General features: G+C 53.2%; 27 protein-coding genes, 1 tRNA gene and 1 pseudogene. 21 read left to right on the top strand and 8 right to left on the bottom strand.

Features of this window, described 5'->3' with window-relative positions:
• The first annotated feature begins 95 nt into the window (after positions 1 to 95).
• The 4 genes and pseudogenes from thrS (at position 96) to rplT (ending at position 3766) form a co-directional block, all read left to right on the top strand.
• On the top strand, positions 96 to 2045 hold the full coding sequence (thrS, locus tag ACYVHC_RS01495) for a threonine--tRNA ligase (RefSeq protein ID WP_460611887.1): 1950 nt from the start codon (positions 96 to 98) through the stop codon (positions 2043 to 2045).
• 261 nt (positions 2046 to 2306) lie between these two features.
• A pseudogene (gene infC, locus ACYVHC_RS01490) lies at positions 2307 to 2864 on the top strand (translation initiation factor IF-3); the annotation flags it as partial.
• A 200-nt stretch (positions 2865 to 3064) separates the two neighbouring features.
• Entirely contained in the window at positions 3065 to 3259 is a 195-nt protein-coding gene (rpmI, locus tag ACYVHC_RS01485) for a large ribosomal subunit protein bL35 (RefSeq protein WP_460611886.1), read from the top strand.
• Between the two features lie 162 nt (positions 3260 to 3421).
• A complete protein-coding gene (gene rplT, locus ACYVHC_RS01480; protein WP_119654080.1) occupies positions 3422 to 3766 on the top strand; it encodes a 50S ribosomal protein L20 in 345 nt (114 codons plus the stop codon).
• Between the two features lie 133 nt (positions 3767 to 3899).
• Here rplT and ACYVHC_RS01475 read toward each other — a convergent pair whose 3' ends face one another.
• Both ACYVHC_RS01475 and ACYVHC_RS01470 read right to left on the bottom strand, forming a co-directional pair.
• Positions 3900 to 4193 carry a hypothetical protein gene (locus tag ACYVHC_RS01475; RefSeq protein ID WP_460611885.1) on the bottom strand — a complete coding sequence of 98 codons (294 nt, stop codon included), beginning with the start codon at positions 4191 to 4193 and terminating at the stop codon, positions 3900 to 3902.
• Between the two features lie 80 nt (positions 4194 to 4273).
• Positions 4274 to 4408, bottom strand: a complete 135-nt coding sequence (locus ACYVHC_RS01470) for a hypothetical protein (RefSeq protein ID WP_460611884.1) — start codon at positions 4406 to 4408, stop codon at positions 4274 to 4276.
• A gap of 613 nt (positions 4409 to 5021) precedes the next feature.
• Here ACYVHC_RS01470 and ACYVHC_RS01465 point away from each other — a divergent pair.
• The 8 genes from ACYVHC_RS01465 to ACYVHC_RS01430 all read left to right on the top strand — a co-directional run bounded on the left by ACYVHC_RS01465 (position 5022) and on the right by ACYVHC_RS01430 (position 10897).
• Entirely contained in the window at positions 5022 to 5648 is a 627-nt protein-coding gene (locus ACYVHC_RS01465; protein WP_460611883.1) for a S24 family peptidase, read from the top strand.
• Positions 5649 to 5760: 112 nt separating this feature from the next.
• Positions 5761 to 6138 (top strand): hypothetical protein, encoded by a 378-nt coding sequence (locus ACYVHC_RS01460; RefSeq protein ID WP_460611882.1) that lies wholly within the window; start codon positions 5761 to 5763, stop codon positions 6136 to 6138.
• Positions 6139 to 6237: 99 nt separating this feature from the next.
• Positions 6238 to 6444, top strand: coding sequence for a hypothetical protein (locus ACYVHC_RS01455; RefSeq protein WP_460611881.1), 207 nt, complete (start codon positions 6238 to 6240; stop codon positions 6442 to 6444).
• A 120-nt stretch (positions 6445 to 6564) separates the two neighbouring features.
• The gene (locus tag ACYVHC_RS01450) at positions 6565 to 7437 is read left to right on the top strand and encodes a hypothetical protein (protein ID WP_460611880.1); all 873 of its coding nucleotides are present in this window, start codon (positions 6565 to 6567) and stop codon (positions 7435 to 7437) included.
• 271 nt (positions 7438 to 7708) lie between these two features.
• The gene (locus tag ACYVHC_RS01445; protein ID WP_460611879.1) at positions 7709 to 8167 is read left to right on the top strand and encodes a hypothetical protein; all 459 of its coding nucleotides are present in this window, start codon (positions 7709 to 7711) and stop codon (positions 8165 to 8167) included.
• Positions 8168 to 8848: 681 nt separating this feature from the next.
• Positions 8849 to 9415, top strand: a complete 567-nt coding sequence (locus ACYVHC_RS01440; RefSeq protein ID WP_460611878.1) for a hypothetical protein — start codon at positions 8849 to 8851, stop codon at positions 9413 to 9415.
• Positions 9416 to 9572: 157 nt separating this feature from the next.
• On the top strand, positions 9573 to 10340 hold the full coding sequence (locus ACYVHC_RS01435; RefSeq protein ID WP_460611877.1) for a DUF2971 domain-containing protein: 768 nt from the start codon (positions 9573 to 9575) through the stop codon (positions 10338 to 10340).
• Between the two features lie 59 nt (positions 10341 to 10399).
• Positions 10400 to 10897, top strand: a complete 498-nt coding sequence (locus ACYVHC_RS01430) for a recombinase family protein (protein ID WP_460613118.1) — start codon at positions 10400 to 10402, stop codon at positions 10895 to 10897.
• 16 nt (positions 10898 to 10913) lie between these two features.
• On the opposite strand, the gene ACYVHC_RS01425 is transcribed toward ACYVHC_RS01430, so the two are convergent.
• The 4 genes from ACYVHC_RS01425 to ACYVHC_RS01410 all read right to left on the bottom strand — a co-directional run bounded on the left by ACYVHC_RS01425 (position 10914) and on the right by ACYVHC_RS01410 (position 13631).
• Positions 10914 to 11957, bottom strand: coding sequence for a hypothetical protein (locus ACYVHC_RS01425; RefSeq protein WP_460611876.1), 1044 nt, complete (start codon positions 11955 to 11957; stop codon positions 10914 to 10916).
• A 382-nt stretch (positions 11958 to 12339) separates the two neighbouring features.
• A complete protein-coding gene (locus ACYVHC_RS01420) occupies positions 12340 to 13140 on the bottom strand; it encodes a tyrosine-type recombinase/integrase (RefSeq protein ID WP_460611875.1) in 801 nt (266 codons plus the stop codon).
• Positions 13141 to 13173: 33 nt separating this feature from the next.
• Entirely contained in the window at positions 13174 to 13350 is a 177-nt protein-coding gene (locus tag ACYVHC_RS01415) for a hypothetical protein (RefSeq protein ID WP_460611874.1), read from the bottom strand.
• Between the two features lie 207 nt (positions 13351 to 13557).
• A tRNA-Met gene (locus ACYVHC_RS01410) sits at positions 13558 to 13631 on the bottom strand.
• Positions 13632 to 13768: 137 nt separating this feature from the next.
• Here ACYVHC_RS01410 and ACYVHC_RS01405 point away from each other — a divergent pair.
• From ACYVHC_RS01405 to ACYVHC_RS01375, 7 genes are all read left to right on the top strand, one after another.
• On the top strand, positions 13769 to 14182 hold the full coding sequence (locus ACYVHC_RS01405) for an START-like domain-containing protein (RefSeq protein ID WP_460611873.1): 414 nt from the start codon (positions 13769 to 13771) through the stop codon (positions 14180 to 14182).
• Between the two features lie 116 nt (positions 14183 to 14298).
• Complete coding sequence (locus ACYVHC_RS01400) at positions 14299 to 15732, top strand: LptF/LptG family permease (RefSeq protein WP_460611872.1); 1434 nt, start codon at positions 14299 to 14301, stop codon at positions 15730 to 15732.
• A 178-nt stretch (positions 15733 to 15910) separates the two neighbouring features.
• Positions 15911 to 16186 (top strand): 30S ribosomal protein S15, encoded by a 276-nt coding sequence (gene rpsO, locus ACYVHC_RS01395; RefSeq protein ID WP_460611871.1) that lies wholly within the window; start codon positions 15911 to 15913, stop codon positions 16184 to 16186.
• Between the two features lie 192 nt (positions 16187 to 16378).
• Positions 16379 to 18541: a polyribonucleotide nucleotidyltransferase gene (gene pnp, locus ACYVHC_RS01390; protein ID WP_460611870.1), complete on the top strand. Its 2163-nt coding sequence runs from the start codon at positions 16379 to 16381 to the stop codon at positions 18539 to 18541.
• A 133-nt stretch (positions 18542 to 18674) separates the two neighbouring features.
• Positions 18675 to 19538, top strand: a complete 864-nt coding sequence (locus ACYVHC_RS01385; protein ID WP_022823752.1) for a sigma-70 family RNA polymerase sigma factor — start codon at positions 18675 to 18677, stop codon at positions 19536 to 19538.
• 180 nt (positions 19539 to 19718) lie between these two features.
• Complete coding sequence (trxB, locus tag ACYVHC_RS01380) at positions 19719 to 20666, top strand: NAD(P)/FAD-dependent oxidoreductase (protein WP_460611869.1); 948 nt, start codon at positions 19719 to 19721, stop codon at positions 20664 to 20666.
• Positions 20667 to 20802: 136 nt separating this feature from the next.
• Positions 20803 to 21939: a peptidoglycan DD-metalloendopeptidase family protein gene (locus ACYVHC_RS01375; protein ID WP_460611868.1), complete on the top strand. Its 1137-nt coding sequence runs from the start codon at positions 20803 to 20805 to the stop codon at positions 21937 to 21939.
• Between the two features lie 190 nt (positions 21940 to 22129).
• Here the strand turns inward: ACYVHC_RS01375 and ACYVHC_RS01370 are convergent, their stop codons facing one another.
• A complete protein-coding gene (locus tag ACYVHC_RS01370) occupies positions 22130 to 22897 on the bottom strand; it encodes a hypothetical protein (protein WP_460611867.1) in 768 nt (255 codons plus the stop codon).
• Between the two features lie 270 nt (positions 22898 to 23167).
• Here ACYVHC_RS01370 and bshB1 point away from each other — a divergent pair, with 270 nt between their 5' ends.
• Both bshB1 and ACYVHC_RS01360 read left to right on the top strand, forming a co-directional pair.
• Positions 23168 to 23887 (top strand): bacillithiol biosynthesis deacetylase BshB1, encoded by a 720-nt coding sequence (bshB1, locus tag ACYVHC_RS01365; RefSeq protein WP_460611866.1) that lies wholly within the window; start codon positions 23168 to 23170, stop codon positions 23885 to 23887.
• A gap of 124 nt (positions 23888 to 24011) precedes the next feature.
• Complete coding sequence (locus ACYVHC_RS01360) at positions 24012 to 24533, top strand: hypothetical protein (RefSeq protein ID WP_460611865.1); 522 nt, start codon at positions 24012 to 24014, stop codon at positions 24531 to 24533.
• A gap of 349 nt (positions 24534 to 24882) precedes the next feature.
• On the opposite strand, the gene accC is transcribed toward ACYVHC_RS01360, so the two are convergent.
• A complete protein-coding gene (gene accC / locus ACYVHC_RS01355) occupies positions 24883 to 26394 on the bottom strand; it encodes an acetyl-CoA carboxylase biotin carboxylase subunit (RefSeq protein WP_460611864.1) in 1512 nt (503 codons plus the stop codon).
• Positions 26395 to 26671: the final 277 nt, after the last annotated feature.

Genomic DNA, 26671 nt, shown 5'->3' with positions numbered 1-26671 from the left:
CCTAGGCCGCTGGCGCAGCAAAGGGGGGATTTAGCCGCCAGAAACTTCTAACTTGCGGCTTCACGGCTGTTTGTATAGCCATTATCCCTTTTTTCATGATTGACATCACCCTCCCCGACGGCTCGGTGCGCCAGTTTGTAGATGGCGCTACCGGCTACGACATCGCCTCCAGCATCAGTGAAGGCCTGGCCCGCAATGCGCTTGGTGTACGGGTAAATGGCGAGGTGCGCGACCTGCACCGCCCGGTTACCCAAAACGCCAACGTTGAGATTCTGACTTGGAACGACCAGGATGGCAAATCAACTTTCTGGCATTCCTCGGCTCACCTGATGGCGGAAGCGCTGGAGGCGTTGTACCCCGGCGTGAAGCTGGGCATCGGCCCTAGCATCGAAAACGGGTTTTACTACGATATCGACCTAGGCGAAGGCCGCACCATCTCGACCGACGATTTTCCGGAAATCGAGAAAAAGATGCTGGAGCTGGCTAAAAAGAAAAGTCAGTACGAGCGCCGCGACGTGAGCAAGGCTGATGCCATTGCTTACTTCACGGAAAAGAACGACCCGTATAAGCTGGACTTGCTGGAGCGCCTCGAAGACGGCTCCATCACGTTCTACACCCAAGGCGACTTCACGGATTTGTGCCGTGGTCCGCACATTCCCGATACTAGCCCCATCAAGGCCATCAAGCTGCTCAACGTAGCTGGTGCGTATTGGCGTGGTGATGAGAAAAACAAGCAGCTCACGCGCATCTACGGCATCACGTTCCCGAAGGCCAAGGAGCTGACGGAGTACCTGGAAAAGCTGGAAGAAGCCAAACGCCGCGACCACCGCAAGCTGGGCAAAGAGTTGGAGCTGTTTGCCTTTTCGGAGAAGGTAGGAGCAGGGCTACCCTTGTGGCTGCCCAAAGGCACTGCGCTGCGTGAGCGGCTAGAGCAATTCCTGCGCCGTGCCCAGATGAAAGCCGGCTACCAGCCCGTTGTGACCCCGCACATTGGTTCGAAGGAACTGTATGTGACGTCGGGCCACTACGAAAAGTATGGCGCCGACTCGTTCCAGCCCATCAAGACGCCAAACCCGGGCGAGGAGTTTTTCCTTAAGCCCATGAACTGCCCGCATCACTGCGAGATATACAAAACCAAGCCCCGCTCGTACCGCGACCTACCGGTGCGCCTGGCCGAGTTTGGTACGGTGTATCGCTATGAGCAGAGCGGCGAGCTGCACGGCCTAACGCGCGTACGCGGCTTTACCCAGGACGACGCCCACATCTTCTGCCGCCCCGATCAGGTGAAAGAAGAGTTCCTGAAGGTAATCGACATTGTGCTCTACGTGTTGAAAGCGCTGGACTTCCCGGACTTCACAGCTCAGATTTCCCTACGCGACCCCGAAAATAAAACCAAGTACATCGGCTCCGATGAAAACTGGGCCCGTGCCGAAGCTGCCATTCAGGAAGCGGCGGCCGAGAAAGGGTTGAACACAGTAACTGAGCTAGGCGAAGCAGCCTTCTACGGTCCTAAGCTGGACTTTATGGTGCGCGATGCCCTAGGCCGCAAGTGGCAGCTCGGCACCATTCAGGTAGACTATAACCTGCCCGAGCGGTTCGACTTGGAATACGTGGCCTCGGATAACTCCCGACAGCGCCCCGTGATGATTCACCGGGCTCCGTTCGGCTCATTGGAGCGTTTTGTGGCGGTTCTGATTGAACATTGCGGCGGTAATTTCCCGTTGTGGCTCTCGCCGGAGCAGTTTGCTGTGCTTCCCATCTCGGAGAAGTATCACGACTACGCGCAGCAGGTATACGACCGTTTGCAGGCCGCGGAGCTGCGCGGCACCGTAGATCATCGGGACGAGAAGATTGGCCGCAAAATCCGCGACGCGGAAGTTTCGAAAGTGCCCTATATGCTGATTGTAGGCGAGAAGGAGCAGGCCGAAGGCATCGTTTCTATCCGCAAGCACGGAGAAGGCGACCTAGGCTCACTCCCCATCGATACCTTCATCCAGAACTTCCAGACGCAGATAGATGCCATGATGGATGGCACAGCCCTATAAGGCTAACGCTGCTCAGAAGAAGTAAGCAGGCCCTTTCTTGACCAGTAAGCTCCTTTTCCACAAGAGCTTGCCGGTCGGGGAAGGGCCTGCTGTTGTGGATCGCCTCATACTTTTACGAAGTGATAGGGTAATTTTATATAGCCTTTCTTGAGCGTTTGGAAAAAATGGCGGATATTTGCCCGCTGATTGAACCCATTGGGCGCCCTGCGTGTCCTTCAATCTTAAGCAGAAAACCGATTTTCACCTTAAGGAGAAACCGCCATAGCTACCCCCAACCGCCGTTATATCCCTCGCGCCCAGGTCGAGGAGCCGTTTAAAATCAATCAAAAGATTACGGCCCGTGAAGTTCGCCTAGTTGGCGAAAATATCGAACAAGGTATCTATCCTATTGAGCAAGCCCGGCGCTTTGCTCAGGAGCAGAACCTCGACCTCGTGGAAATTTCGCCCACTGCCGTTCCGCCGGTGTGTCGCGTTATTGACTACTCGAAATTTAAGTACGAGCAGAAAAAGAAAACCCGAGAGCTGAAGGCTAAGCAAACCAAAGTTGTCATCAAGGAAATCCGCTTCGGACCCAACACTGATGACCACGACTTTGCCTTTAAACTAAAGCATGCTCAGGAATTCCTGCGCGAAGGTGCTAAGATCAAGGCCTACGTGCACTTCGTGGGTCGAAGCATCGTGTTTAAAGAGCGTGGTGAGATTCTGCTGCTCAAGTTTGCTCAGGCCCTCGAGGACCTAGGTAAAGTAGAGCAACTGCCCAAACTTGAAGGCAAACGGATGTTCCTGTATCTGGCTCCAAAAGCAGCTTTGCCGGCCAAACCCGCCGCTAAGCCTGCTGCTCCCGCTGGTAAAGAAGCCCCGAAAGAGTCCAAGCCTGCTGCTGAAAAGGCTCCTGTAGCTGCTCCAGCTGATAAGGCCGCTGAATAAGTTATTCCCAGGGCTTCGGCCTTGTTTTTACGCTGGCGCACCGGCCCTAGGCAGCCGACCGCCGCAGTTTTTCACCTTTTTTCACCACCACAATGCCGAAAATGAAAACCAAGTCCGGCGCCAAAAAGCGTTTTACGCTGACCGGCACGGGCAAAGTGAAGCGTAAGCACGCCTTCAAAAGCCACATTCTGACCAAGAAAACCACGAAGCAGAAGCGTAACCTGACGCATTCTGGTCTGGTTAGCTCGGCTGATATGAACCGCGTGAAGGACATGCTTGCCATCTAATTAAGAATTGCGAATGGAAGACGGAGGAGACGTAGCTTTTGGGCCGCTGCTCCTCGGGTTTTCAATTCATAGTTTTTAATTTTTAATTATCCCAAACCAGGCGTCCGGCTGAAACGAAAGCTGCGGCAATTGTCCGCCGCCGGCCGCCAAAAAAAACTGGTTATGCCAAGAAGTGTAAACCACGCGGCCTCGCGCCACCGTCGGAAAAAAATCATGCGTTTGGCGAAAGGCTATTATGGCCGTCGCAAAAACGTATGGACTGTTGCTAAAAACGCGGTTGAGAAAGGTCTGCTGTATGCTTACCGCGACCGTAAAGTTAAGAAGCGTGAGTTCCGCGCCCTCTGGATTCAGCGTATCAACGCTGGTGCCCGTGAGCATGGCCTCTCGTATTCGCAGTTCATGGGTGGCCTGAAAAAGGCTGGGATCGAGCTGAACCGCAAGGTTCTGGCTGACCTCGCTCTGAACCACCCCGAAGCCTTCAAAGGCATCGTTGAGAAAATCAAGTAAGCTACCTCTCAGGTAGTCCTTACGCAAAGCGCCTGACCACATGTGGTCAGGCGCTTTTGTGTTGTAGCAAGTTACGCAACGGTTCTGGCAAAGCTATAACCGGAAATGAGGTTTGGCTTGATCAGAGGCCTAGTTACACCAGCACGCTTTCTTCAATGGCCTCCGCAATGCTGATTTCCTCATAAGGGGGCACTGGCGCAAAGCGTGACTCGTGAAAGTTGGCCTCTGGATAGCCGGGGGCTACTTCCGCGTTGTTGATTTCTGCCAAAGTAATTCCGTAGCCCCGGTGGGTGGCGTACATCCCCCGCACTGTGTAGATGGGGCCGCGCTTAGGCGTTTGGATATTGGGGTTTTGCACCAGAAGCAGCATAAAGTCGTCGTTGGTGCAAATCACTTCTTGCCCGATGTGAAAGAGGGGAGGCTTCATACAGTTGACAGGAAAAGCGAGGCTAGTAAGCGGCCGGGGAAGTAAAGGGAAACTATAAGCAAACCGGAACGCTACATGGGCTAGTTCTCAAAATACCAGCTATAGAGTAGCCACAGCAACGTTAGCAGGCCAATAATATACCAGATCCAACTGCCCGACTCAGGCGACATATGGCCTCCGGAACGGGGGCGTTGTTTCAGAAAGGGAGGACGCATAACCTACTGTTGCAAAGGTAGAAGATACTTCTCTGCCATACGCAAGTGGTGCCCCGACGTTTTCCCGAAGCCGTAAGTGCCAACGCATCGGTTAGGCCTATGAGAGTACCTAGTATCTTAAGCCCCGTGCCGGTGGCTGAGTTTGGCTATGGAAGCCAACCAGTGCGCTGAATATCTATTACCACTTAGAACGGGAAGCCAAGTAAAGTTGCCTCTCCGCTTTACCTAGTAAATTGACCTAGTGATTCTTGCTCATGCTAAAAAGCAAAAAGGCCTCCCTATTTCAGGAAGGCCTTTTTCGTGAAGCGGGGACGAGAGTTGAATTAGTAATCATGGTAGGTGAGGGGCGCTTACAGCCTGTACAGGCGGTTTTGTAAATCGAAAGGTGCGGAAATTTTGCCCCATTTGTGATAAAATCGTGACAAAATCGTGACAAAATTTACCTTGAAAATAGGGCATTTTCAGCCAGGCGCAGCACACGACTTCGTTTGGTTGTATGCCCTGCAAAGCTAGGAAATTGTGGCCAGAACCAGATAAACAGCCATGCCGGGAGGATCGAAGTAGAAATTCAAGTAACTAATTGTTTTAGTAGGATTTTAGCTAATATGATTAGGTGGGCGTATGCTTGTGGCAAACCTACTTGTATATTGCTATTTGTAAAGTGTTGTTTATCCCCGTAGAACGCCAGCTGTTATGGCTTACTATCTTTGATTCGCTCGTACCTGCCGGCTTTCCGTCACCTGCGGAGGACCACCTCGGCGTAAAGCTGAACCTAAACCAAATGCTGCCACCTCATCCGGCTTCCACCTACCTGGTGCGCGTGATGGGCAACTCCATGACGGGCGTAGAGTCCTGCATTCAGGACGGCTCGCTGCTAGCCGTGGACTGCCAGCTGGAGGCCCACCCGGATGATGTGGTCATTGTCGTAATCGAAGGGCAGTTCACCGTGAAACGCCTCATCAAGCGCGGGCCGGAAGCCTGGTTTTTGGTGCCTGACAACCCCAACTTGCCGGAAATGCAGATTACCGAGCCCGACCTGTTTACGGTTTTGGGCGTCGTGACGCACGTGCTCACCGAGACTCGGCGCACGCTGCTGGTCTTGCTGGCCACGACGTTTAAAGAACTCGCAGCGCCCGTGCGCGAGTTCTGGGGCGAGCTGCTGAAGCTGGGCGAAGAAATGGGCCTGGTGAGTAAGGAGGGGAGCCTGGCCAAAGACAGGCGGAAGGGTTGGGCGCCGTGATTCGCTTGCTGTTCACGCCCACGCGCCTGGCCTACCAGGCCTTTTCCGAACTTGGTAAGGCCCTGGTGGCGTGGGTAAAGCAGTCAGAGGTGCTAAGGCTGCCATTTATATCATGATTGCCCCCTTGCGGTTGCTCTTCGACATGCTGCGCGACTCGCCGGCGTTCTTCGATGGGTTCTCGGCCGCGGCGAACACCTCCTTTACACAAGTGGGAAAAGCCTGGAAAGGGATTCTGGCGGGCGATTTCGCCGGCGCCGCGGATCTATTCGCTGGCATCGGTCGGGCCGCCAGCCGGGCGTACTTGGATGCCTTCAACGCCACGCGGGCCAGCCGTGCTCCAGAGACGGCGCCCGGTGCTCCAGCAGCTGGCCCGGACGCGCCCACCGGCCCCGCGGGCGGCAATGGTACCACTCAGGCCGAGCGCGATAAAACGGCTGCGGATGCACAGAAAGCGCGGGAGAAAGCCTGCAAAGAGCAGGAGGCTGCCTAGAGAAAAGAAGATCAGGAGCGCCTCGATAAACTCAAAGCGCCCCTGCAGGTTGAATTAGTCATCCTGCAGGGGCGCGACACGCTCCGGGCGCAACTCGACATGAAAGGCTACAACGATGAGTTGCAGCGCCGCGACCAGCAGCGGGAGAAGATTCTGCAGTCGGCCTCCGACCAGGTGGATAAACTTACGGGCCAGGAGATCGACTATACCGAGCGGGTAGCCGCCATCATGGCTGAGCGCGACCTGCAGCTGCGCGAGTTACAGGCTGGCTTCGATGCCGAGCCGGAAAAGCGGCGCCAGGAGTAAATTGAACAGAAGATTGCCATCGCCCAGGCCGAAGAGGAGCAGGCCCTGGCGGAGCTGGAGCTGGAGCTGGAGCTGGAGCTGGCCAATGGGCAACTCACCGAGCAGGCCTATCAGGATGCCGTGTATGCCGTTAAGGCCGCGGCCGCGGATCGGGAGCTGGCTATGGTAAGAGAAAAGCTGGGCGCCGAGTCGGCGGAGTATAAGAAGCTGGCAGCCGAGAAAATCAGTGCCGAGGCGGCGTACGTGACCAAGAAGAAGGCGAGCCACGAGGACCTGACCGGCTTTAAAAAGAAGCTGGGCGAGATCGAGAAGTTTCTCACTAGCGATAGTGCGCGGGTGCTGGAGGAAAGCTTAGGCAAGCAAACTCTGCTCTACAAGGCCTTCAAAGTCGCTCGCAAAGCGGAAGCTATTGCCAGCATCGGCATCGCGCTACAGGAAGAAATTCAGGCGCACTGGGTGAAGGCGGCGACCATGGGGCCAGTGATCGGGCCGATCTACGGCATTGGCATGAGTGGCCTTTCCTTTGTTCGGCGTGGCATTGCCGCCGCGAAGGTTGCCGGCTTCTGCGAAGGCGGTGCCACCGGCGTAGCAGCGCCGGCGCAGGGCGGCGTGATGGCAGGCTTCAGTGTGGGCAGCAACGGTAAGCTGCTCGATGCGCAAGGATTCCCCATCGCCGGCGTCGTGCACGAGAATGAGTATGTGATTCCGGAGTGGATGCGGGCCGATCCGCAAGTCGTGCAGGTGGAGCAGTTCCTAGAGCAGAAGCGCTTGCAGGGTTACCGTGCCGGCGGTGATACCAATGACCCGCCGGTGAGGCCGGCGGCGCTGGCCTCCGGAGGCGAAGCAGTGGAGCAGCTCACCAATGTGCTCGACCGGCTGGACTCGCGCCTGCAGAATATGGGCACCAACCTGAAAGTGATTCAGCACACCGGCGAGTTGATCGACGATATCGACTATATAAAGAAGGTGCTGCAGGCGGCTGAGATTAAGTAGGCCACCCCTCCCCAAAGGAAACAGTTTAGGGGCCCTTTAAGCACCCGATTAAACAGCACTGTAATCTCGATTTCTCTGGGGCATGTTTTCCAGTTACTTTCGGGCAGGTGCGCCCTTATTAGGTTTAGGATCGGACGAGGCAGTATGAGGCTGGTACTGATTATAGCAACACAATATTTCTTACTTCGTAGTAGCTGCGTTCAAAGTGCTATGCTCAATTTCTGGTACAGTAATTGAAAATGGTTGTACATCTCACATTTCAACACCCCTCATGAAAAACCTAATTCAAAAAATATCGGCTGCTGCCCTTTTTGCTGGCCTATCGTTTAGCGCTTCTTCTTTGCAAGCACAAAACACAATCGCTGGTGCCGTACAGCAGGGCAATGGTGCTTATGTCCAGAAGACAGAACGAGGCGATTGTATCACCAACAGCTTGTTAGGTCTGCCTGGTGGCATTCCCTGCTTGAACATGACCCAGGAGAAATTCATGGTAACACCTTCGGGAAATGCCATGTCTGTATGGACTGGTACTGTACCTGCTACTTCACGGCCAGCTAAGCGCACGGTTTATAATTCTACCTGGACTGAGAAGAACAATGATGGCGTTACCCGCACCTACAACACAGTGGCGGTTACCGAACCTTCCGGTTCTATTAAGCTTACGTTGACTGATAAGCAAAATGGTAATGGCAAATCGGCCAAGGCCAAGGGTAAGCCTGCCAAATCCTAAGGACTTTTAATTGCCTTATCACGAAGCCCCGGCCTATAAGGACCGGGGCTTTTTGTTTTGAAGTCTGTGGAAGGCTGTGGATGCGCGCTGATCAGCACATTGGTGAGTTTATTGACGACATTGATTATACTATATAGATTCGGCAGGCGGCTGAGATTCGATATTCATCATGTATTAATAAGCTAGTTTTAGAGCTGCTCACTTAGCAAAAACCTCTTTGTCAAGTCTAACTATTAGACGCCCATGAAGCACCACGGAACGGCATTTATAGAAACATCTTTCCCCCTTTCTTTTCCTATGCCTATTCACCCAGAACAGGTATTACTAGAGAGGGTTGAGGAGCAGTACTCTATCCGTAGCTGGTTTGATTCATTTGGTCGACTTAAAGTAATATATAAGGAAGATGAATTAACTCGGGAATTCGTGTTTCAACCTCTCCGGCCCACATTCATCGTTAGGCTAACTCCTCAAGGACCAGTATACACCAGAAGCCAGTTTCTTATCGCATTACGATGGGGGTATAATGAGGAGGATGGGAAAGAGATATTATTTAAGGTAAACAAGAATGATATTCTTTTAGAAAGCTAAGCTAATGGAGCTTTTGCTACTGTCTTTGCGCTACGTGCTGAGCCTACAGTGGATCAAGAGTACTTCAGGCGTTTTGACCCTAAACTAATTAAAGTGCCTGATGAGCTCTTTTTTGTCCGAACTGTGCAAGGCATTGAACAGAAGCTTTATAGTGAGGATGATTACGCTTTTGTAAAAATTTCTGGCCTGATCAGAGCACTACTTATTGATAATAATTTAGCTGGGCAGTTGGCAAACAGATACAGCCTAAAGCTCCAATTTTGGGTTAAGCCTGAATTTGAGCTATTTCCTGGTGGCAGCAAGACAGACTTTCGCCAGCGAGATGTAAACCCCCTTGGTATAGCAGAAGAAACTGCTCAAATTCTCACCAAAGACGCTTTTATGAGAGAGCCGAGCTTGTACCTAGATGGGAAAGCTATTTCGGTTTATGACGTGATTACTACATGCGCTAATGTGAAAGGAGGGGTGCATTTTGGCTCTCCTAGAAAGGGCAAACTTGAGCAAGAGTTGCTATTTAATCTTGACCAAAAGCTTAATACTGCAGGTTCGGAGGTCAGCGTTAACGCGATTAATTCTATTGCTTGGGCAACCTTATTTACTTTCAAGCCCATATTCGAAACCATTTATGAGCGAACCATGGAGCCTAGAGATAATAAATAAGTGTAACTAGGGTGAGCCCCATCCTTAAAGGGAACGGTTTCTGGACACTTCAAGCACCTGCCTAAACGGTCTCGAAAACACGGTTTTTCGGGGCCGTTTTTCATGATCCTTTTTGGACACCCTTTTGTAGCTTTATGGACTACTTTAAAATAGGTGTATGAATCCAGTATTAGGTGAAGAATATATCCCGAAAGGAAGGGTTTATAAATACACGTCTTTCTCAGGGGCTAAAGCGACCTTAGAAAAATCGACATTTCGATTTACGTACCCTCTGGAGTTTAATGATCCCTTCGATTGTAACCTCATGATTCTCGATTATGAGAAGACGGCAGAGGCAGTACAAGACTTTACTAAAGCTTCGAAACAGGCAGGGCTATCAAGAGCCAGCAGGAGAAGATTCTTAAGGTCTCTGGACAAGCGAGGCACATTTAAACACATTTGGAGGAATGTGGTACTTGAGAAAATTTATCAATCCAAGGTCACCTGTTTTAGTAAGACCTATAAAAACACGCTGATGTGGTCGCATTATGCTGATCAACACAAAGACATATGCTTAGAATTTAATGCTGATATACCTAAAAGCACAATTTTACATGGGAAGCCCATGATGATGTTTAATGTTAATTATGATCGGACAGAACGTATTAACTACAATCTGAATAAGACTGCAGCGATAATAGGCTTATTCACCAGGAAGTCATCTGATTGGCACTATGAAGAAGAGGTTCGGATAATAATGCTTGATCCAGAGGCATTTCATGTATTTGACAACCAATTCTTAACAGGAATAATATTCGGGTGCCGAACACCTAAGAGTGAAAAAGAAGAAATTCTGCAACTGCTAAAAAAGCATGGATATCAGATTGAAGTTCGTCAAGCTGAACGAGGGGAATTTGAATTGAAATTTAGGACGGTAAGTAAATGAAGGCAGCCATCTATGCCCGAGTAAGCACCAAGGACCGTGGCCAAGACAACGAGAACTAGCTGCGTGAACTGAGGGCCTTCGCCGAGCGGCTCGGCTACTCTGTCTATAAAGAGTACACCGATCAGGAGAGTGGAGGCAAGGCCGACCGCACTGAGTTCAAGCAGCTTTTCCATGATGCCCACCAGCGCCGCTTCGACGTGGTGATCTTTTGGGCCCTGGATCGCTTCAGCCGCGAAGGAGTTGTCGAGACCCTGAACTACTTACAAAAGCTATCCTTTACCGGCGTGCAGTTCAAGTCCTTCACCGAGCAGTACCTGGATAGCACCGGTATTTTCAAGGATGCCATCATCGGAATCCTGGCCGCTATTGCCAAACAGGAGAAGGTGCGCCTAAGTGAACGGACGAAGGCCGGCATGTCGAAGGTTGCTGCGGCCGGTAAGCACGTGGGGCGTCCGAGCTTAGATACGGAAATAATGACGCAGGTGAAACGTCTAAAGGCCACCGGCATTTCCAATAGAGCTATTGCCACGAGCCTTTCGCTTTCCCGAGCACGGTAGCGAAGTACCTGCTTACCTAAAGGGTACGCTCCTTTTGCAGTCGATAGGAGCAGTTGCCCCAATTAAAATGCCCGCCGATTCGCTGTATAGCGTGCGACTTGACAATCAGTCTGGGGGCGCTAATGCGCAATGAAGCATTACGCTTAGTTCTTTCTAAGGACGGCAGCTGCATATGCCGGTGCGTTATCCGGCGCAGATACCAAGTAATTAGAACCCATACGAGTAGCACGACTACCCAGCCACCATAGGTCACGGCTTTCATCAGCAGCTGGAACGCGTGCGCCCGAGGCGCGGGGGCGGCATTTACCTTTCCCAGCTTATAGGTGGGAAATAGTTCGGCAATTTGGAGCGAATCCAACCGGCCTCGGTACGCTTGGTGGAGCAGTGCTTTGTTCGCCACTAGGGCGGCAATGCTGGGTCGATTATGCTGACTTAACAGCGCAGAGTCAGGCTCTAAATTCGTGTCAAAATAATGCCAAGCGCCATTATAATACGTTTCCAGTGCAAAATGTCCTCCGACTATCTGGGGCCCGGAAAAGCCAACTTTGCGGACTGGGTAGCCTTTTCGCCGCAAGGCAGCCATAAACACAATCGACTGCTGACTACAGGCCGCCTGAGAATGACGCATAATATCATCTGGCAAGACAATAGCATTCCAGTCAGTGTGGGCGATTCTAGCTACCAATTCCGCCACCTTAATATTATGGTTGCCGAAGTACGAATAGTTATGATAGAACTTGCGGCGCAGCACACTGCTTAGCAGTTTTGGAAAGAGTGAGGAATCTTGCGCTGCAACCTTGCTGGTCTGCACCAGCTCAGTGGTATAGTCAACAAGCTGGTCAACGGATGTAAGGGTGCGCAGTTGAGGATCGAAAGCCTCAGCCTTTCGTATGTGAGCGAATTCTTGCGTCAGCTCTTGGACACTCGGGGGCGGTGGTGCCGCTAGCTGGTCATAGAAAAAGTAAAAACTTCCTAGGAACACATAGGCAAAAGCAACGTGTAGGTAACGTACCTGTTGCTTACTTGCAATAGTGATTAACACTTTGGAAATTAGATGCATACGGTACAGATTAGGTAAGGCCCTGCGATTACCTTCTACTACCAATTCCCCCTATATAGGTGGTAGCCAATTCGTTCATACATTTTTTCAAATATACGACATCTGGTAAAACCAAAGCCTGCTCCGTTTCGTAGCCCTTGCCTAATTATGATTTTATAGGATTATGTAAAGCATTAATAGGACAAAAAATTATATAATTTTTTATTTTATATATATGACCTATTATTTATTAAATCAGGCTATTAAACGTCTAGAACTCAACTGTAAGGAAGTCACAAGCCCTGGAATTCGCCCCCAAACGAGCCCCCGTTTTTGGAAAATGTGCAATTGCAGATTTTTAAAAAAAAGATTTTAGTAAATACGGATGAGAACGGCTTGTATTTTAAAAGTCAGGCATCTTAGCCAGTTGGTCATCGTCATCGAACATGCCCAGCTTGCGCAGGTAGGTGGCCGTTATACCCGCATGGGCGTGGCAGCAGTGGCGGCGTACCAGCTCAATATCTTTCGTAGCTAGGTACAGGTTAATAGCACCCGTATGCTTGTAGCCATACACCGTATGCTCCCCGTCCTTCAGACCCACCGCCTCCAATACCTTTCGATGGCGCTTGGCAAACCAGTTTTTGCCCACGGGCTCTGGGCCGGGCTGACGCTCCTTCGTGAAGATGTAATAGTCGGCTGGATACTGGCGCAGCCCGGCTTTTTCAATCATCTCAGCCAGCTGCCGGACGATGGCCACGTGCTCGGCCTTACTGTTCTTGGCCCGCGCTGCCGGCATGAGCACCGTGCGCTGCTTGATATCCTTTACCCGCAAGAGGCGGAGTTCACTGCCGCTCCGAATAAAGCCGTAGTAGATGAAGCCTATATAAAGGAGTAACTGCTCATCGCCCCGGGCCTTGATTTCAGCCGTGATGGCCTGTCGCTCGGCCTCGGTGTAGGGTACATGAATAGGAGAGGCCTCTACCTTGCGCAGTTCCGTAGGCGCGCAGGGGTTGCGGGTTAGTAGTTCCTGCTTGACCAGGTAATTAAAGGAGGCGTTAAGACTGTTGCGGTAGTTATTGTAGGTTTTGACCTCAATGCCGCGCTTGCTCTGTTGATCCAGGAAGCCAGTAATGTGGGCCAGCGTCAGAAAGCGCAGGGGTAGGTTGGCAAAGGGAGGGTACTCCCGAATTTTGCGTAGGGCCACGTTATAGAACTGGGTGCCTACGCCGTCCGCCGCTTATCGCTCCACGACCCATTCCACTGCCTGCTGCACGGTAGCTTTCTTTGGATCCAGGCCCATGGTAACGGCCGGCGTTACGCCCGCCGTGTAGCCTTCCTGAAGCAACTGCCGGATTTCGGCCATCTTTTCCTTACACACCCGCCGCCTGTCGCGCAGGGTAGTGTACTTATTCATGCCCGTGTATTGCTTACGGACAAATATCTGTTTGTCTGTATTCCAGATTCGATAGTCTATATATCAGCGTTTGGACAGGTCGCCATCCGCATCAAACAGCCTTGGCTCGTACTCGGTGGCGTACATGGAGCTGTAATAAAACTGTGATAAAAAAATAACTTGTAACGAAAAACGGCCTTCCTGTAGCAGGAAGGCCGTTTTACAATGTAGCGGGGACGAGAGTTGAACTCGTGACCTCAGGGTTATGAATCCTGTGCTCTAACCAACTGAGCTACCCCGCCCTGTTTTGGTGGTGCAAAGGTAGGAACAAGTTTTAACGCTATGCAAGTATTGCGCAAAAAAAAACCCGCGTATATTGCCTCCTGTGGTACTTCGTTCGATGCGTTAGGGCCGCTAAATTCTTTACACTGTTCTGCTTATGCCGCTTTCTGCTACTCGTCTCAAACACCGTTTTACGGTTGAATACCCCATTAACGCGTCGCCTAAAATTCTGTACCCCTATCTGGCCACGGCTTCGGGCCTTTCGCACTGGTTTTGCCAAGATGTGCGCATTGAAGGAGGGCACAGCTACAATTTCATCTGGGACAATCAGCCTCATTACGCCGAAATGGCGTCGCACCGGACCAACCGCTCCGTACGGTTCGTGTTTCTAGACGAAAACCGTCGGCACACCCCTGATGCCAACTACCTTGATTTTCTGCTGGAAGAGTCGCAGCTAACGCAGGAAGTGTATTTGCGGGTTGTCGATTATTCGGAGGAGAATGATACAATTGAGCTGCAAGAAATGTGGGACAGCCTCATCCTGAAGCTTCGGGAACAGGTAGGGGGCTAGGGCTGTTTTACCTCGCAACGGGGAGCAGACGCGAAACGAGCCGTATCTTCGTTTCACGTTTGCTCCCTTTTGTTTTGATACAGGCTAGCTTCCGGAGCCACCCTAGCCGTGCTGTTATGAAGAAACTCGATAAGCTTATTCTGCGGGCATTTGCCGGTCCCTTTCTGCTCACCTTCGCGGTGGTGCAGTTTATCTTCCTCATGCAGTTCATGATGAAATACATGGATGACATTGTGGGGAAGGATTTGGGGGTGGGAGTATTGGCGCAGCTGCTCTTTTACTTCAGTGTGCTTATAGTGCCCATCTCGCTGCCGCTGGCCGTGCTGCTTTCCTCTTTGATGACGTTTGGCACCCTAGGCGAGCACCACGAGCTAACGGCCATCAAAACGGCGGGCATTTCCCTGACGCGGATTTTGCGCCCCGTCATGATTGTAAGCCTGATGCTGGCGGGTGGCGCCTTCTGGTTTAACAACACCATCGTGCCCCTGGCTAACCTGGAGGCTTATAGCCTGCTCTGGGATGTACGCCAACTGAAGCTCGCCCTCGATATCCGGGAAGGAGTGTTCTACACGGGTATTCCGGGTTACACCATCAAGGTAAATGAGAAAATGGGGGAGAATGGCGACTTGCTCAAAGGCGTCATGATTTACGACCACACCCAGAGTTCCGGCAATATGCGCGTGATTCTGGCCGACTCAGGCCGCATGTTTACGCGCTTTAATGGCCAGTACTTGGGGCTGGAGCTGTTTCGGGGCCGCACCTATGTAGAGCAACCCAGCGCCGACAACCGGGCCGGCGCCAACTTTATCCGCCAGAACTTCGACCGCAACCTCATTACGTTTTCTCTAGCCTCATTCGGGTTAGACCGCACCAAAAAGGAGCTGTTCAACCAAAATAAAATGATGCTGAACCTGAAGCAGCTCGACTACTTCACCGATTCCTTACATCAGAAAGTGGTGCTGGAGCGCAAGCAGCTGGTTCGGCAGCTCAACCCGTATTACAGCTACCTGCGGCTTGATACCACCGGGCAAGCAGCAGTGAAGAAAGTGGAAACGTGGCAGGTGCCAGCCCGGGAGCTTCACGCTGTCAGCTACCCCATTGCCCAGCAGGCGGCAAACCGGGCCCGCAACGTGCATTCGTACCTGGGTACCTCAGCCGAGCGCTTAGCTAACCTCACGCGGGAAACTGCCAACTACCGGATAGAGATATTCCGCAAGTTCACCCAGTCGACGGCCATTTTGCTGATGTTTCTGATCGGAGCGCCCCTAGGAGCCATTATCAAGAAAGGCGGTTTGGGAGTGCCCATTCTGGTCTCCATTGTGTTCTTTATCGTGTACTACGTCATCTCCATTATGGGGGAGAAGTACGGGCGAGAAGTGGTAATGCCCGTGGGAGTAGGCATGTGGATGGCTACGGCAACGCTGCTGCCTGTGGGGCTGTTCTTTCTCTACCAGGCCCGCCACGACTCCGGACTGCTGGATTTGGACTGGTCGCGTTTGGTACCAGCTTGGCTGCGGTGGCCCTTCCGAGGGTACAAAAAGTCGGCGTAAACTGAATCCCACGCGAGTAGTAGGCATTCGCCCGAAGAAAAAGACTAGGTGCTTTTTGAGCCTAAAGCCGAATAAAACGCGGGTTTTAGCGTGAGAATGTATACCTTTGCGGCCACCTCGAAATGCGGGGTGGCTTTTCTTTTCATTTTTAATCTAAGACGGGGAAACCTATCTGCCGATGCAACTTACCACTGAAGCAAAACAGGCTATTTTCGAGAAAAACAGCCTGCAAAAATCCGCAAACGACACCGGTTCGGCCGAGTCGCAGATTGCGCTGTTCACGCACCGCATCACGCACCTGACGGAGCACCTGAAGGTAAACAAGAAAGACTACTCTACCCGTCTGGGTCTGTTGAAGCTTGTTGGTAAGCGTCGTCGCCTGTTGGATTACCTCCAGCACCGCGAAATCAACCGCTACCGCGCCATCATCAAGGAGCTGGGTATCCGCAAGTAACCCACCTCGCTGGAGCAGGGAGCCTTTCTATCCGGAAGGTTCCCTGCTCTTTTTTTATCCGGACTGTACGCAGCAGATACCATCCGAAACAGTATCTTCTCCGCAGAAAGAACTTTTAGAGTAAAATAGACCTTTCCTAGGTCTGTTTTTTTGGCTGCTCGCCCGCTGTCGCTTTTTCAAGCAAACCATAAGATGCCCAACTACACCGCGGTTACCAAACACATTACGCTGCCCGACGGGCGGCAGATTTCCATTGAAACCGGCAAACTGGCCAAATTCGCCGACGGCGCCGTCGTGGTTCGCCTCGGCGACGCGATGCTGCTCGCTACCGTTGTGTCGCAGCCCAGCGCGCGCGGCGACGTGGATTTCCTGCCCCTGTCGGTTGATTACCAGGAGAAATTTGGTGGTGCCGGTAACATTCCCGGCTCGTTTCAGCGCCGCGAAGGCCGCCTCTCGGATTACGAAATCCTGGTGTGCCGTATCGTAGACCGCATCCTGCGCCCGATGTTCCCCAAGGACTATCACTATGAGGTGCAGGTCATGATTACCCTGATTTCGGCTGACAAAACCGTGCAGCCCGACGCCCTGGCGGCCCTGGCTGCTTCAGCCGCTCTATCTATTTCCGATATTCCCTTCGCTGGTCCTATCTCGGAAGTACGCGTTGCCCGTATCGACGGCAAACTGCAAATCAACCCTCTGACCGCCGACATCGCCCGCGCCGACATCGACCTGATTGTAGGTGCCACCGCTGACTCAGTAGCCATGGTGGAAGGTGAGATGAACGAAGTAAGCGAAGAGGAAATGGTAGAAGCCATTGCCTATGCGCACGAAGCTATTAAGGAGCAAGTACGCGTGCAGCTGGAGCTGGCGGCTGAAGTGGAGAAATCTCACGTGAAGCGCGAGTACCCCAAGTACGAGGAGAACGACGACCTGAAAAAGCGCATCCACGAAGGTGTGTATGAGCATGCCTACAAGATTGCGCAGTCAGGCAACACCAGCAAAGCCGGCCGTAAGGAAGGCTTCGGCGCCATCAAAAAGTCTTTGACGGAGAAACTGCTGGAAGAGCAGCCTGAGCTGGACATGAAAATGTTCGGTCGTTACTACTCTTCAGCTGAGAAGAAAGCCATCCGCGACATGATGATCAAGGAGCGCACCCGCCTCGACGGTCGCGCCCTGACCCAGATCCGTCCGATCTGGAGCGAGGTAAACTACCTGCCCGGTGCCCACGGCTCGGCCCTGTTTACCCGCGGCGAAACTCAGTCGCTTACTACTGTTGCCCTGGGTACCAAGCTTGATGAGCAAATCATCGACACGGCCATGACCTCGGGATACAGTAAGTTCATGCTGCACTACAACTTCCCGGCCTTCTCGACTGGTGAGGTGAAGCCAAACCGCGGCCCGGGCCGTCGGGAAATTGGCCACGGCAACTTGGCGCAGCGCTCATTGAAGAAGGTGATGCCTTCCGATGATGAGAACCCTTATACCGTTCGTATTGTGTCCGACATCTTGGAGTCGAACGGCTCTAGCTCGATGGCAACGGTATGTGCTGGTTCGATGGCCCTGATGGACGCCGGTATTCCAATCCGCGCTGCTGTTTCAGGTATTGCCATGGGTCTCGTGCAGGACAAAGAAACCGGCGAGTACGCTGTGCTTTCTGATATCCTGGGCGACGAGGACCACCTCGGCGACATGGACTTCAAAGTAACTGGCACCGAGAAAGGTATCGTGGCTTGCCAGATGGACATCAAAATCCAGGGCCTAAGCAGCGAAATCATGACGGCGGCCCTGCACCAGGCCCGCGAAGGCCGCTTGCACATCCTGCGCGAAATGGCGAAGACCATTAGCCAGCCGGCTGCCGAGCTGAAGCCTCATACGCCCCGCTCGCACAAGATGCTCATCGATAAAGAGTTTATCGGTGCGGTAATCGGGCCAGGCGGCAAGGTGATCCAGCAGATCCAGAAGGATACCAACGCAACGGTTATCATCGAGGAGAAAGACGAGAAAGGCCACGTAAGCATCTACGCTTCCAACCAGGAGGACATGCAGGCAGCCATCAGCCGGATTCAGGCCATTGCGGCCGTGCCGGAAGTGGGCGCTACCTACAAAGGCAAGGTGCGCAGCATTCAGCCTTACGGCGCTTTCGTAGAGATTATGCCGGGCAAAGATGGCCTGTTGCACATTTCGGAAGTATCGCACGAGCGTCTGGCCGCCTTGGAAGGCGTGTTGGAGGTAGGTCAGGAAATTGATGTGAAACTGCTGGATATCGATAAGAAAACCGGCAAGTATCGCCTATCCCGGAAAGTGCTACTGCCAAAACCGGAGCGCGCTGCCGACTCAAACGGCGCCGCTCAGTAAGGAGCAACCGAACTTTCGCGGGTATCGGGGTGTTGCTCAGAACTGACCCCGGTACCCGCGTTTGGGTATCTTTCGTATACCGGATCAACACGACGTTTCCTAGCATCAACATTTCAACTCTCTCGCGCCCGCAATGAGACAGCTAAAAATCAGCAAGCAGATTACCAACCGCGAAAGCCAGTCGCTGGATAAATACCTCCAGGAAATTGGCAAGGTCGATCTGCTAACCCCCGACGAGGAGGTAACGCTGGCGCAACGCATCAAAGAAGGTGACCAGCAAGCGCTGGAAAAACTCACCAAGGCTAACCTGCGCTTCGTGGTGTCGGTGGCCAAGCAATACCAAAACCAGGGCCTTTCGCTAGGTGACCTGATCAACGAGGGCAACCTCGGTCTGATCAAGGCTGCCAAGCGTTTCGACGAAACTCGAGGCTTTAAGTTTATCTCCTACGCCGTTTGGTGGATTCGCCAGTCGATTCTGCAGGCCTTGGCCGAGCAGTCGCGCATTGTGCGTCTGCCCCTGAACCGGGTAGGCTCGCTGAACAAGATTTCGAAATCCTTCTCTGAACTGGAGCAGAAATTCGAGCGGGAGCCCTCGCCCGAAGAAATTGCCGAAGTACTGGAGCTCACTACTTCGGAAGTGGTGGACACCCTAAAGATTTCGGGTCGTCACGTATCGGTGGATGCTCCTTTTGTACAAGGAGAAGAAAACCGCCTTCTGGACGTGCTCGAAAACGAAGACGAAGAGTCGCCGGACACGGGTCTGATGAACGACTCGCTCCGCAAGGAGGTGCAGCGCGCACTGAGTACGCTCACCAAGCGCGAAGCCGATGTTATTACTCTTTACTTCGGCCTGAACGGGGAACACTCGCTCACGCTTGAAGAAATCGGGGAGAAGTTCAACTTAACCCGCGAGCGGGTTCGCCAGATCAAGGAAAAGGCAATTCGCCGTTTGCGCCATACCTCGCGCTCAAAAGCCCTCAAGCCATACCTGGGGTAGTTATTTCTACCCTTTTGCAGAAAACCCTGACCTTTGGTTGGGGTTTTTTGTTGTATTTCCACGCCGGATGCGAAAGGCAAAAAATCCGAAAATGGGTTGAAGCGGCGTGCTCCTATTACCTTTGCAGCCCAACTATAACTTCTCATGATGTCGGCTACCAGTTGGCATCTCGCAACGCACATGGAAAATACTTCCACGGAACACCACAAGTGTCTGATTATTGGTTCCGGTCCGGCCGGCTACACGGCGGCAATTTATGCGGCCCGCGCTAACCTTAAGCCTGTAATGTACCAGGGGCTACAGCCCGGCGGACAGCTGACCATTACCAACGACGTAGAGAACTTTCCGGGCTACCCCGATGGGATTATGGGTCCGGAAATGATGGAAGACCTGAAAAAGCAGGCGGCGCGCTTCGGCACGGATATTCGCTATGGTATTGCTACCTCTGTGGACTTTTCGGGGCATCCGCACCGCATTATCGTGGATGAGAAGCTGGAGATGACGGCCGACACGGTTATCATTGCCACAGGTGCTTCGGCAAAGTGGCTTGGTATTCCGTCGGAGCAGCGCCTGAACGGTTCGGGAGTTTCGGCTTGCGCCGTGTGCGACGGGTTCTTCTACCGGGGCAAGGATGTGGCTATTGTAGGCGCCGGCGACACGGCCGCTGAAGAGGCTACTTATCTGGCTAATCTGTGCAATAAGGTGTATATGATTGTCCGGAAAGGGGAGATGCGCGCTTCCAAGATTATGCAGAAGCGCGTGCTGGATAACCCTAAAATTGAGGTGCTCTGGAACACCGTTACAGATGAAATTCTGGGCGAGCACGCGGTGGAAGGTGCACGCTTTAAAAATGTGCTAACTCACGAGACGCGTGATATTGCCATTGAAGGTTTTTTTGTAGCCATCGGCCACGAGCCTAACTCCAAAATTTTCCAGCCCTATCTGCACCACGATGAGCAGGGCTATCTGAAAACTATTCCGGGTACGTCTAAAACGAACGTGGACGGTGTGTTTGCCTGCGGCGACGTGCAGGACTTTACGTACCGCCAGGCCGTTACGGCGGCGGGCTCGGGCTGCATGGCTGCCCTTGACGCGGAACGCTACCTAGCAGCCCTCGGCGACCATTAAGGGAAGTAAGCGAATTTGCGACATCGGGTGTTCAGCGTGCCACACTACAACGGTAGTTGGTGCGTTGAACGCCCGACGTAACACATTCGCTTCTTCACCATTTCACTATCTCATTTTTTTGCTCTTGCTGCATTTTGTGAAACACTGGCTGCTGCCGCTGCTACTGATCGGGCTGTTTCTTGGCTTGCCCGGCCAGCTGATGGCCCAGCGCCGTAAAACACCTACCCCCAAAGCCAAGGCGGGCTCAGCGGGAAAGCAGAAGGATTTCTTCCGTATCAAATCTCCTTCCATCCGCTACGTGCGGCCCGATACGACTATCCTGATTGAAACGGAGGAGCTGCCCGACGAAAGCTCTGACGCCGCTAAATCCATCTTCTTTAATCCGGCCAAAAAGCTTTCTATCGTGAGTGAGGACACGTCCAAACTTAATGAAGGCGACCAGCATATTGTGGAGGTCAAGGAAGAGGTGCAGATTGACTCTTCCTGGATTCAGGTGGCGGGCTACTATGCCATCTGGGACACGCACAATATTAACCCGTACCGCGTAGATGGCCGGCGGATAAAGGACACGCTGAACCTGAAGCTGACAGAACCAGAACGGCAGCGTTACGCCAAGATGCCGCTGAATAAGACGCCGCTTACCTCGGACTTCGGCTTTCGGGGCTACCGTTGGCACTACGGCGTGGACTTGGATTTGGAAACCGGCGACTCTGTGAAAGCAGCGTTTGATGGCGTGGTTCGCATTACTAAGTGGGATGGCTCCGGCTATGGCAACTATATTCTGGTGCGTCACTACAATGGTATTGAAACGCTGTACGGGCACCTGCAAAAGTCGCTAGTAACGCCCGGCACATTTGTAAAAGCGGGGCAGCTAATCGGATATGGCGGCAGCACGGGCCGTAGCACCGGCTCGCACCTGCACTATGAAGTGCGCTACGAAGGCAACCCCATCGACCCGGAGAAAATGTACGACTTCCCCGATTACCGCTTGGTGAAGGACAACTTCCAGATTACCTCCGGCCTGTTTGCCTACTACAGCAAATCGTTGCGGTACCGGGGCGGCAGCGTGCCCGGCGCTGGCAGCGGCGCAAGTAGCAGCCGTAGCACCAGCAGCCGTCCAACGCAGGCGCGTCGGATTGTTTCGCACAAAATCAGGAGTGGCGATACGCTCTCGGAAATTGCCGACAAATACGGCGTTTCGCAGGCCCAGATCCGGCGCCTGAACGGCGGCACGGCGGTACTTCGGGTGGGCCGCACGCTTCGGATCAAGTAACGAGGCTGCCTTTTTACTAGGTTGCCTGCGCCTTGCAACCTACACCTATCATGCTACAGCGGCCCGGTTCCTTTCGTTATACTCGAAGGAGCCGGGCCGCTGTAGCATGTATAGGTGTAGGGAATCAGCTCATTGATCAAGCCGGTGTTGGCTGCACTGTATTGACGCAGGTTTGAGCGGCGGCAGGGGCCTAGGGGTTCAGGTTAGCCAACGTGGCGTTCGTGGCGGCAGGTACCGCTACTGGCCGCCGTAGTAGTTGGTACAGACTGGCTACGTGGCTAAACAAAACCGCCGGCACAATAAACGCGGGCAGCCACACAAACGGAAAGCGCATCACGGCCACATTGGGCTGCTCCAAGGCCAGCTGTTGGGCCGGAGTGGGCGCCGACAGCAAGGCGAGCAGGATAATGTTACCTAGCAATACCAGCGCGCCTACATGCCACGCTACTAACCAGCCTCGGCTTAGCTTCTGTTTCTGGATCAGGAGAGCTACTACGGGTGCCGTGAGGCCGGCCACTATATCGAAGTTGCGTCCGGCAAAGGTCATCAGCTCCGGCACTAGGTGAGGAGCTACCAGCCCATACAATCCTATTTCTACGCCCACGCGCACCACACTCAGGCGTACCAGTTCTGGCAGGCCTATTCGTGCCATCCATCTTCGGCCCGGCCCCGATACTAGCAACCCCACTAGTAGCACAAAGGTAGGCAAGATAGCACCAAGCACCAGCCGGGGCGGCAGCACATCCAAGTTAGTTTGGTAGAAGCCAGTCAGTGCCAGACCTGCCTGTACCACCAACCACCCGCTGGTCAGGAGCCAGTAGGTGCGGGGAGAGCTGCCGGTTCGCTGAATGGCAAGGCCTAGTAGCCAAGCGGCCAGAAATGTACACACTACAAACAGTGCACTTACCCACAGCAGGGCAGGCGCATGCAGGAACTGCAGATTGGCAGTTATCATCATACGAATAACAGGAAATTGCTGGGCTCTCGGCAGGCGCAAACCGCGCAGATATAGGCAGATATGCGCCAAGATATCTGATTTGCCAGATCCTTAGCAAGCCAATAGTCCTCAATTCTGGAAGGCTGTGCTTTTGTGCTGGCTGTTGCCTGACTGCTACCTTGAAACCTTGGCGGTTGGCGTAGTCTGGCAACCTAGTACTTTTGCCGGCGTTGTAGCTGCAGCGTAGGTGCTGTTCCAGCCATCCATTCTAGTTGACTTTCTCTGCTCTGTATGAAGCTTGATATCCTGGCCCTCGGTGCCCACCCCGATGATGTAGAAATGTGCTGTGCCGGCACGCTGCTGGCTGCCGCTGCGGCTGGTAAGAAAATTGGCATCGTTGATTTTACCCGGGGCGAGCTGGGTACCCGCGGCACGCCCGCTACCCGAGCCCAAGAGGCAGAAGCAGCCAGCCGCATTCTGGGCCTGAGCGCCCGCGAAAACCTGGGCCTGCCCGATGGTTTTTTCCGCAACGACCGGGAACACCAGCTGCCCGTTATTGCTGCTATCCGCCGCTACCAGCCCGATGTGGTGCTCTGCAACGCCATCCACGACCGGCACCCCGACCACGGCCGCGGCGCCCAACTGGCCTCGGAAGCGTGCTTTCTGAGCGGGTTACGCATGATTGAGACCCTAGGCGACGACGGCCAGCCGCAGGAAGCCTGGCGCCCACGCTTAGTGTACCATTACATCCAGGACCGCCAGATTGCGCCAGATTTCGTCGTGGATATTTCCGCACACTGGACCCGCAAGTGGGAATCCATCCAGGCTTACCGCACCCAGTTCTACGACCCCGAAAGCACCGAGCCCACTACCTACCTTTCCACACCCGTATTTAGCCAATTTCTGGAGGCCCGCGCCCGCGAGTTTGGGCACATCATCGGGGTAGAGTTTGGGGAAGGCTTCACCCGCGAGCGGCCCCTAGGCGTGCGTGAAATCACGGAGCTGATTTGATGTACACAGATGATTGCAGGAGAAGTGTAATGCTAACCTGATACAGAAAATCTATCTGAAACCAGAGCTGTAAACCTTACTACCTGTTGTTGTTTTTATTCTCGTACTTATAATCACTGTAGCAATGCGAAAAATATTGTTTGCATTTATATCAATAGCATTACTGAATATTTGCTCTAGCACAGTATTTGGCCAGGATACACTGCCTGTTACACCTGCTCGCACAATTGCAGATCCATTATTTTTACTCAATTCAGTTGTTATTATAAACGGGTATATATCACATATAAATACGGATGATGTTAAAGGAGTTACCGCCTATAAATATGATACGGCACCAGCTATGCTGAAAAACCTTGCTGCAGATGGGATTATTGTTTTAACCTACGATAAACATGTGAAGAGCAAGTCTTTTACTGAAATAGGCAAACAATACAAGCTGCGGCGTCCCATCAGCTTCGTGCTCAATGGTAAGAAGCTTGATGATGTGCAAGCAGCTAAGTTGCGAATTGTACCTGAAGCTATTGGGCGGTTGTGCATTGAGCCGGCAACGTCCAAGGATTCGGAATCGGTAGTTTCAATTCAATTAAAAGCGAACAAGCCAGCCAGTGGTAATAAGGCGCCTGGTACCATTATGATCAGATAAGGGGGCCTAGCATTATATGATATTTAACTCATCACAATAGAGTTGTTAGGTACACGCAAGCAAATGTCTTTAACATTACAGTTTGTGCTAGCCGTAGTTGTGCCCGCTGGCCTATATCTGTGCGGTGGTATTTTATGGTTAAGACGGTATCACCGCCGAGTCCCAACCGGTACAACTAATCTTTTTTTTCATGGTTGTAGGGATAGTGGGAAGCTTTATTCTGGTGCTCTGTTTCTTGATTCTTCTTTTTTTGATTGGTCACCCTATGGAACCAGTAGTATCAGAGCGATAGGAAATAAAAAAGCCCGGCTAAGCAGCCGGGCTTTTTTGTGTTCAGGAACCAGTACTTCTATCGGCCTCCCAGGCGGTTGCGTTTCCAGGCTGAGCCGGTTGCTATCGGAGCCTCAGCAGTGGTAGCGGTAACGCCGGGTTTTTTCTCGGTCAGGAGCATAGCCGTGAGCACGGCGGCAAGCTGGGCGGTGGCTTCATCCGGGGCGACGGGCTTGAGGGCATCGGCCGGGAAATGGTCGCGGATGAAGTTAGTGTCGAAGTTGCCGCTCACGAAGGCGGGGTGTTGCAGCACGTAGCGCCCGAAGCCAAGGGTGGTTTCAATGCCGGTAATCTGATACTCATCAATGGCGCGCAGCATCCGGGCAATGGCTTCCTCGCGCGTGGCCCCGAATGTCACGAGCTTGGCAATCATAGGGTCGTAGTAAATCGGGATGTCCATGCCTTGCTCAAAGCCATCATCCACGCGTACGCCGGGGCCTTGCGGGCGCACGTAGGTTGTTAGGGTTCCGATATCGGGCAGGAAGTTGTTCTGCGGGTCTTCGGCGTACACGCGCAGCTCCAGGGCGTGGCCTTGTATCTTGAGGTCGGTTTGCTGGAAGGCGAGGGGTAGTCCTTGCGCCACCTTAATCTGCTCCTTCACCAGGTCGAGGCCCGTGATTTGCTCCGTTACGGGGTGCTCTACCTGCAGGCGCGTGTTCATCTCCAGGAAGTAGAAGTTGTGGTTCTCATCGAGCAGAAACTCCACCGTGCCGGCGCCGGTGTAGTTGCAGGCGCGGGCGACATCCACGGCGCAGCGGCCCATTTCGGCGCGCAGCTCGGGCGTGAGCACGGCAGAAGGCGCCTCCTCAATTACTTTCTGGTGGCGGCGTTGGATGGAGCACTCCCGCTCAAACAAATGCACGATGTTGCCATGCTCGTCGCCGAGCACTTGAATTTCGATGTGGCGGGGCCCGGTTACAAACTTCTCAATGAACACAGCCCCGTCGCCGAAGGCTGATACGGCCTCGTTAATGGCCAGCTGCATCTGCTCCTCAAAGTCGGCCGCGGAATTAACGATGCGCATGCCCTTGCCACCACCGCCGGCAGAGGCCTTAATCAGGATGGGGAAGCCCACCGTAGCCGCAATACGTTTGGCCTCTTCCACATCGCTAATTGCCTCGGCAGTACCGGGCACCAAGGGAATATTGTAGGCTTGCACGGCCTGCTTGGCCGAGAGCTTGTCGCCCATGATGTTCATGGCTTCCGGCGAAGGGCCTACGAAAATCAGCCCGGCTTCTTTCACCATTCTGGCAAATTCAGCGTTTTCTGAGAGGAAGCCGTAGCCGGGGTGAATGGCATCAACACCCAGCTGCCGGCACACTTCCAGAATCTTGTCGCCGCGCAGGTAGCTGTCTTTGCTGGCGGGCGGACCCACGCATACGGCCTCGTCGGCGTAGCGTACGTGCAAGGCGTTGCGGTCGGCTTCACTATAGATAGCCACAGTTTGCAGGCCCATTTCTTTGGCCGAGCGCAGCACGCGCAACGCAATTTCGCCCCGGTTGGCAACGAGCAGCTTGGTGATTTTTTTCATGCGAAGAACAGTAGCGGGTGGGAGTGAGGCAGGGAAAAGTAGTGTTGGGGCAGAAACACTAGGCCCTTACTGGGCTGAAACCGCCAACAGGGTGCTGGTAGGGTTCAGCTTGTGTACGGGGCGTTTTTGCCGGTAACCAGATGCGGTATGGGGTGTTTGTGTCATCAAAGAAACGCCATTCCGGCGGCTCCATAAAACGCGGCGGCGTATTTTTGCCGGGCAATCTCGGGGTTGGATGCCGGCTGAAACGCCGTTACCTTCGTGTATTGCCATAACT

It is taken from the genome of Hymenobacter seoulensis (assembly GCF_054780535.1).
The sequence above is the reverse complement of the archived record's forward strand: the minus strand, read 5'-3'. Positions and strand labels throughout refer to the sequence as shown.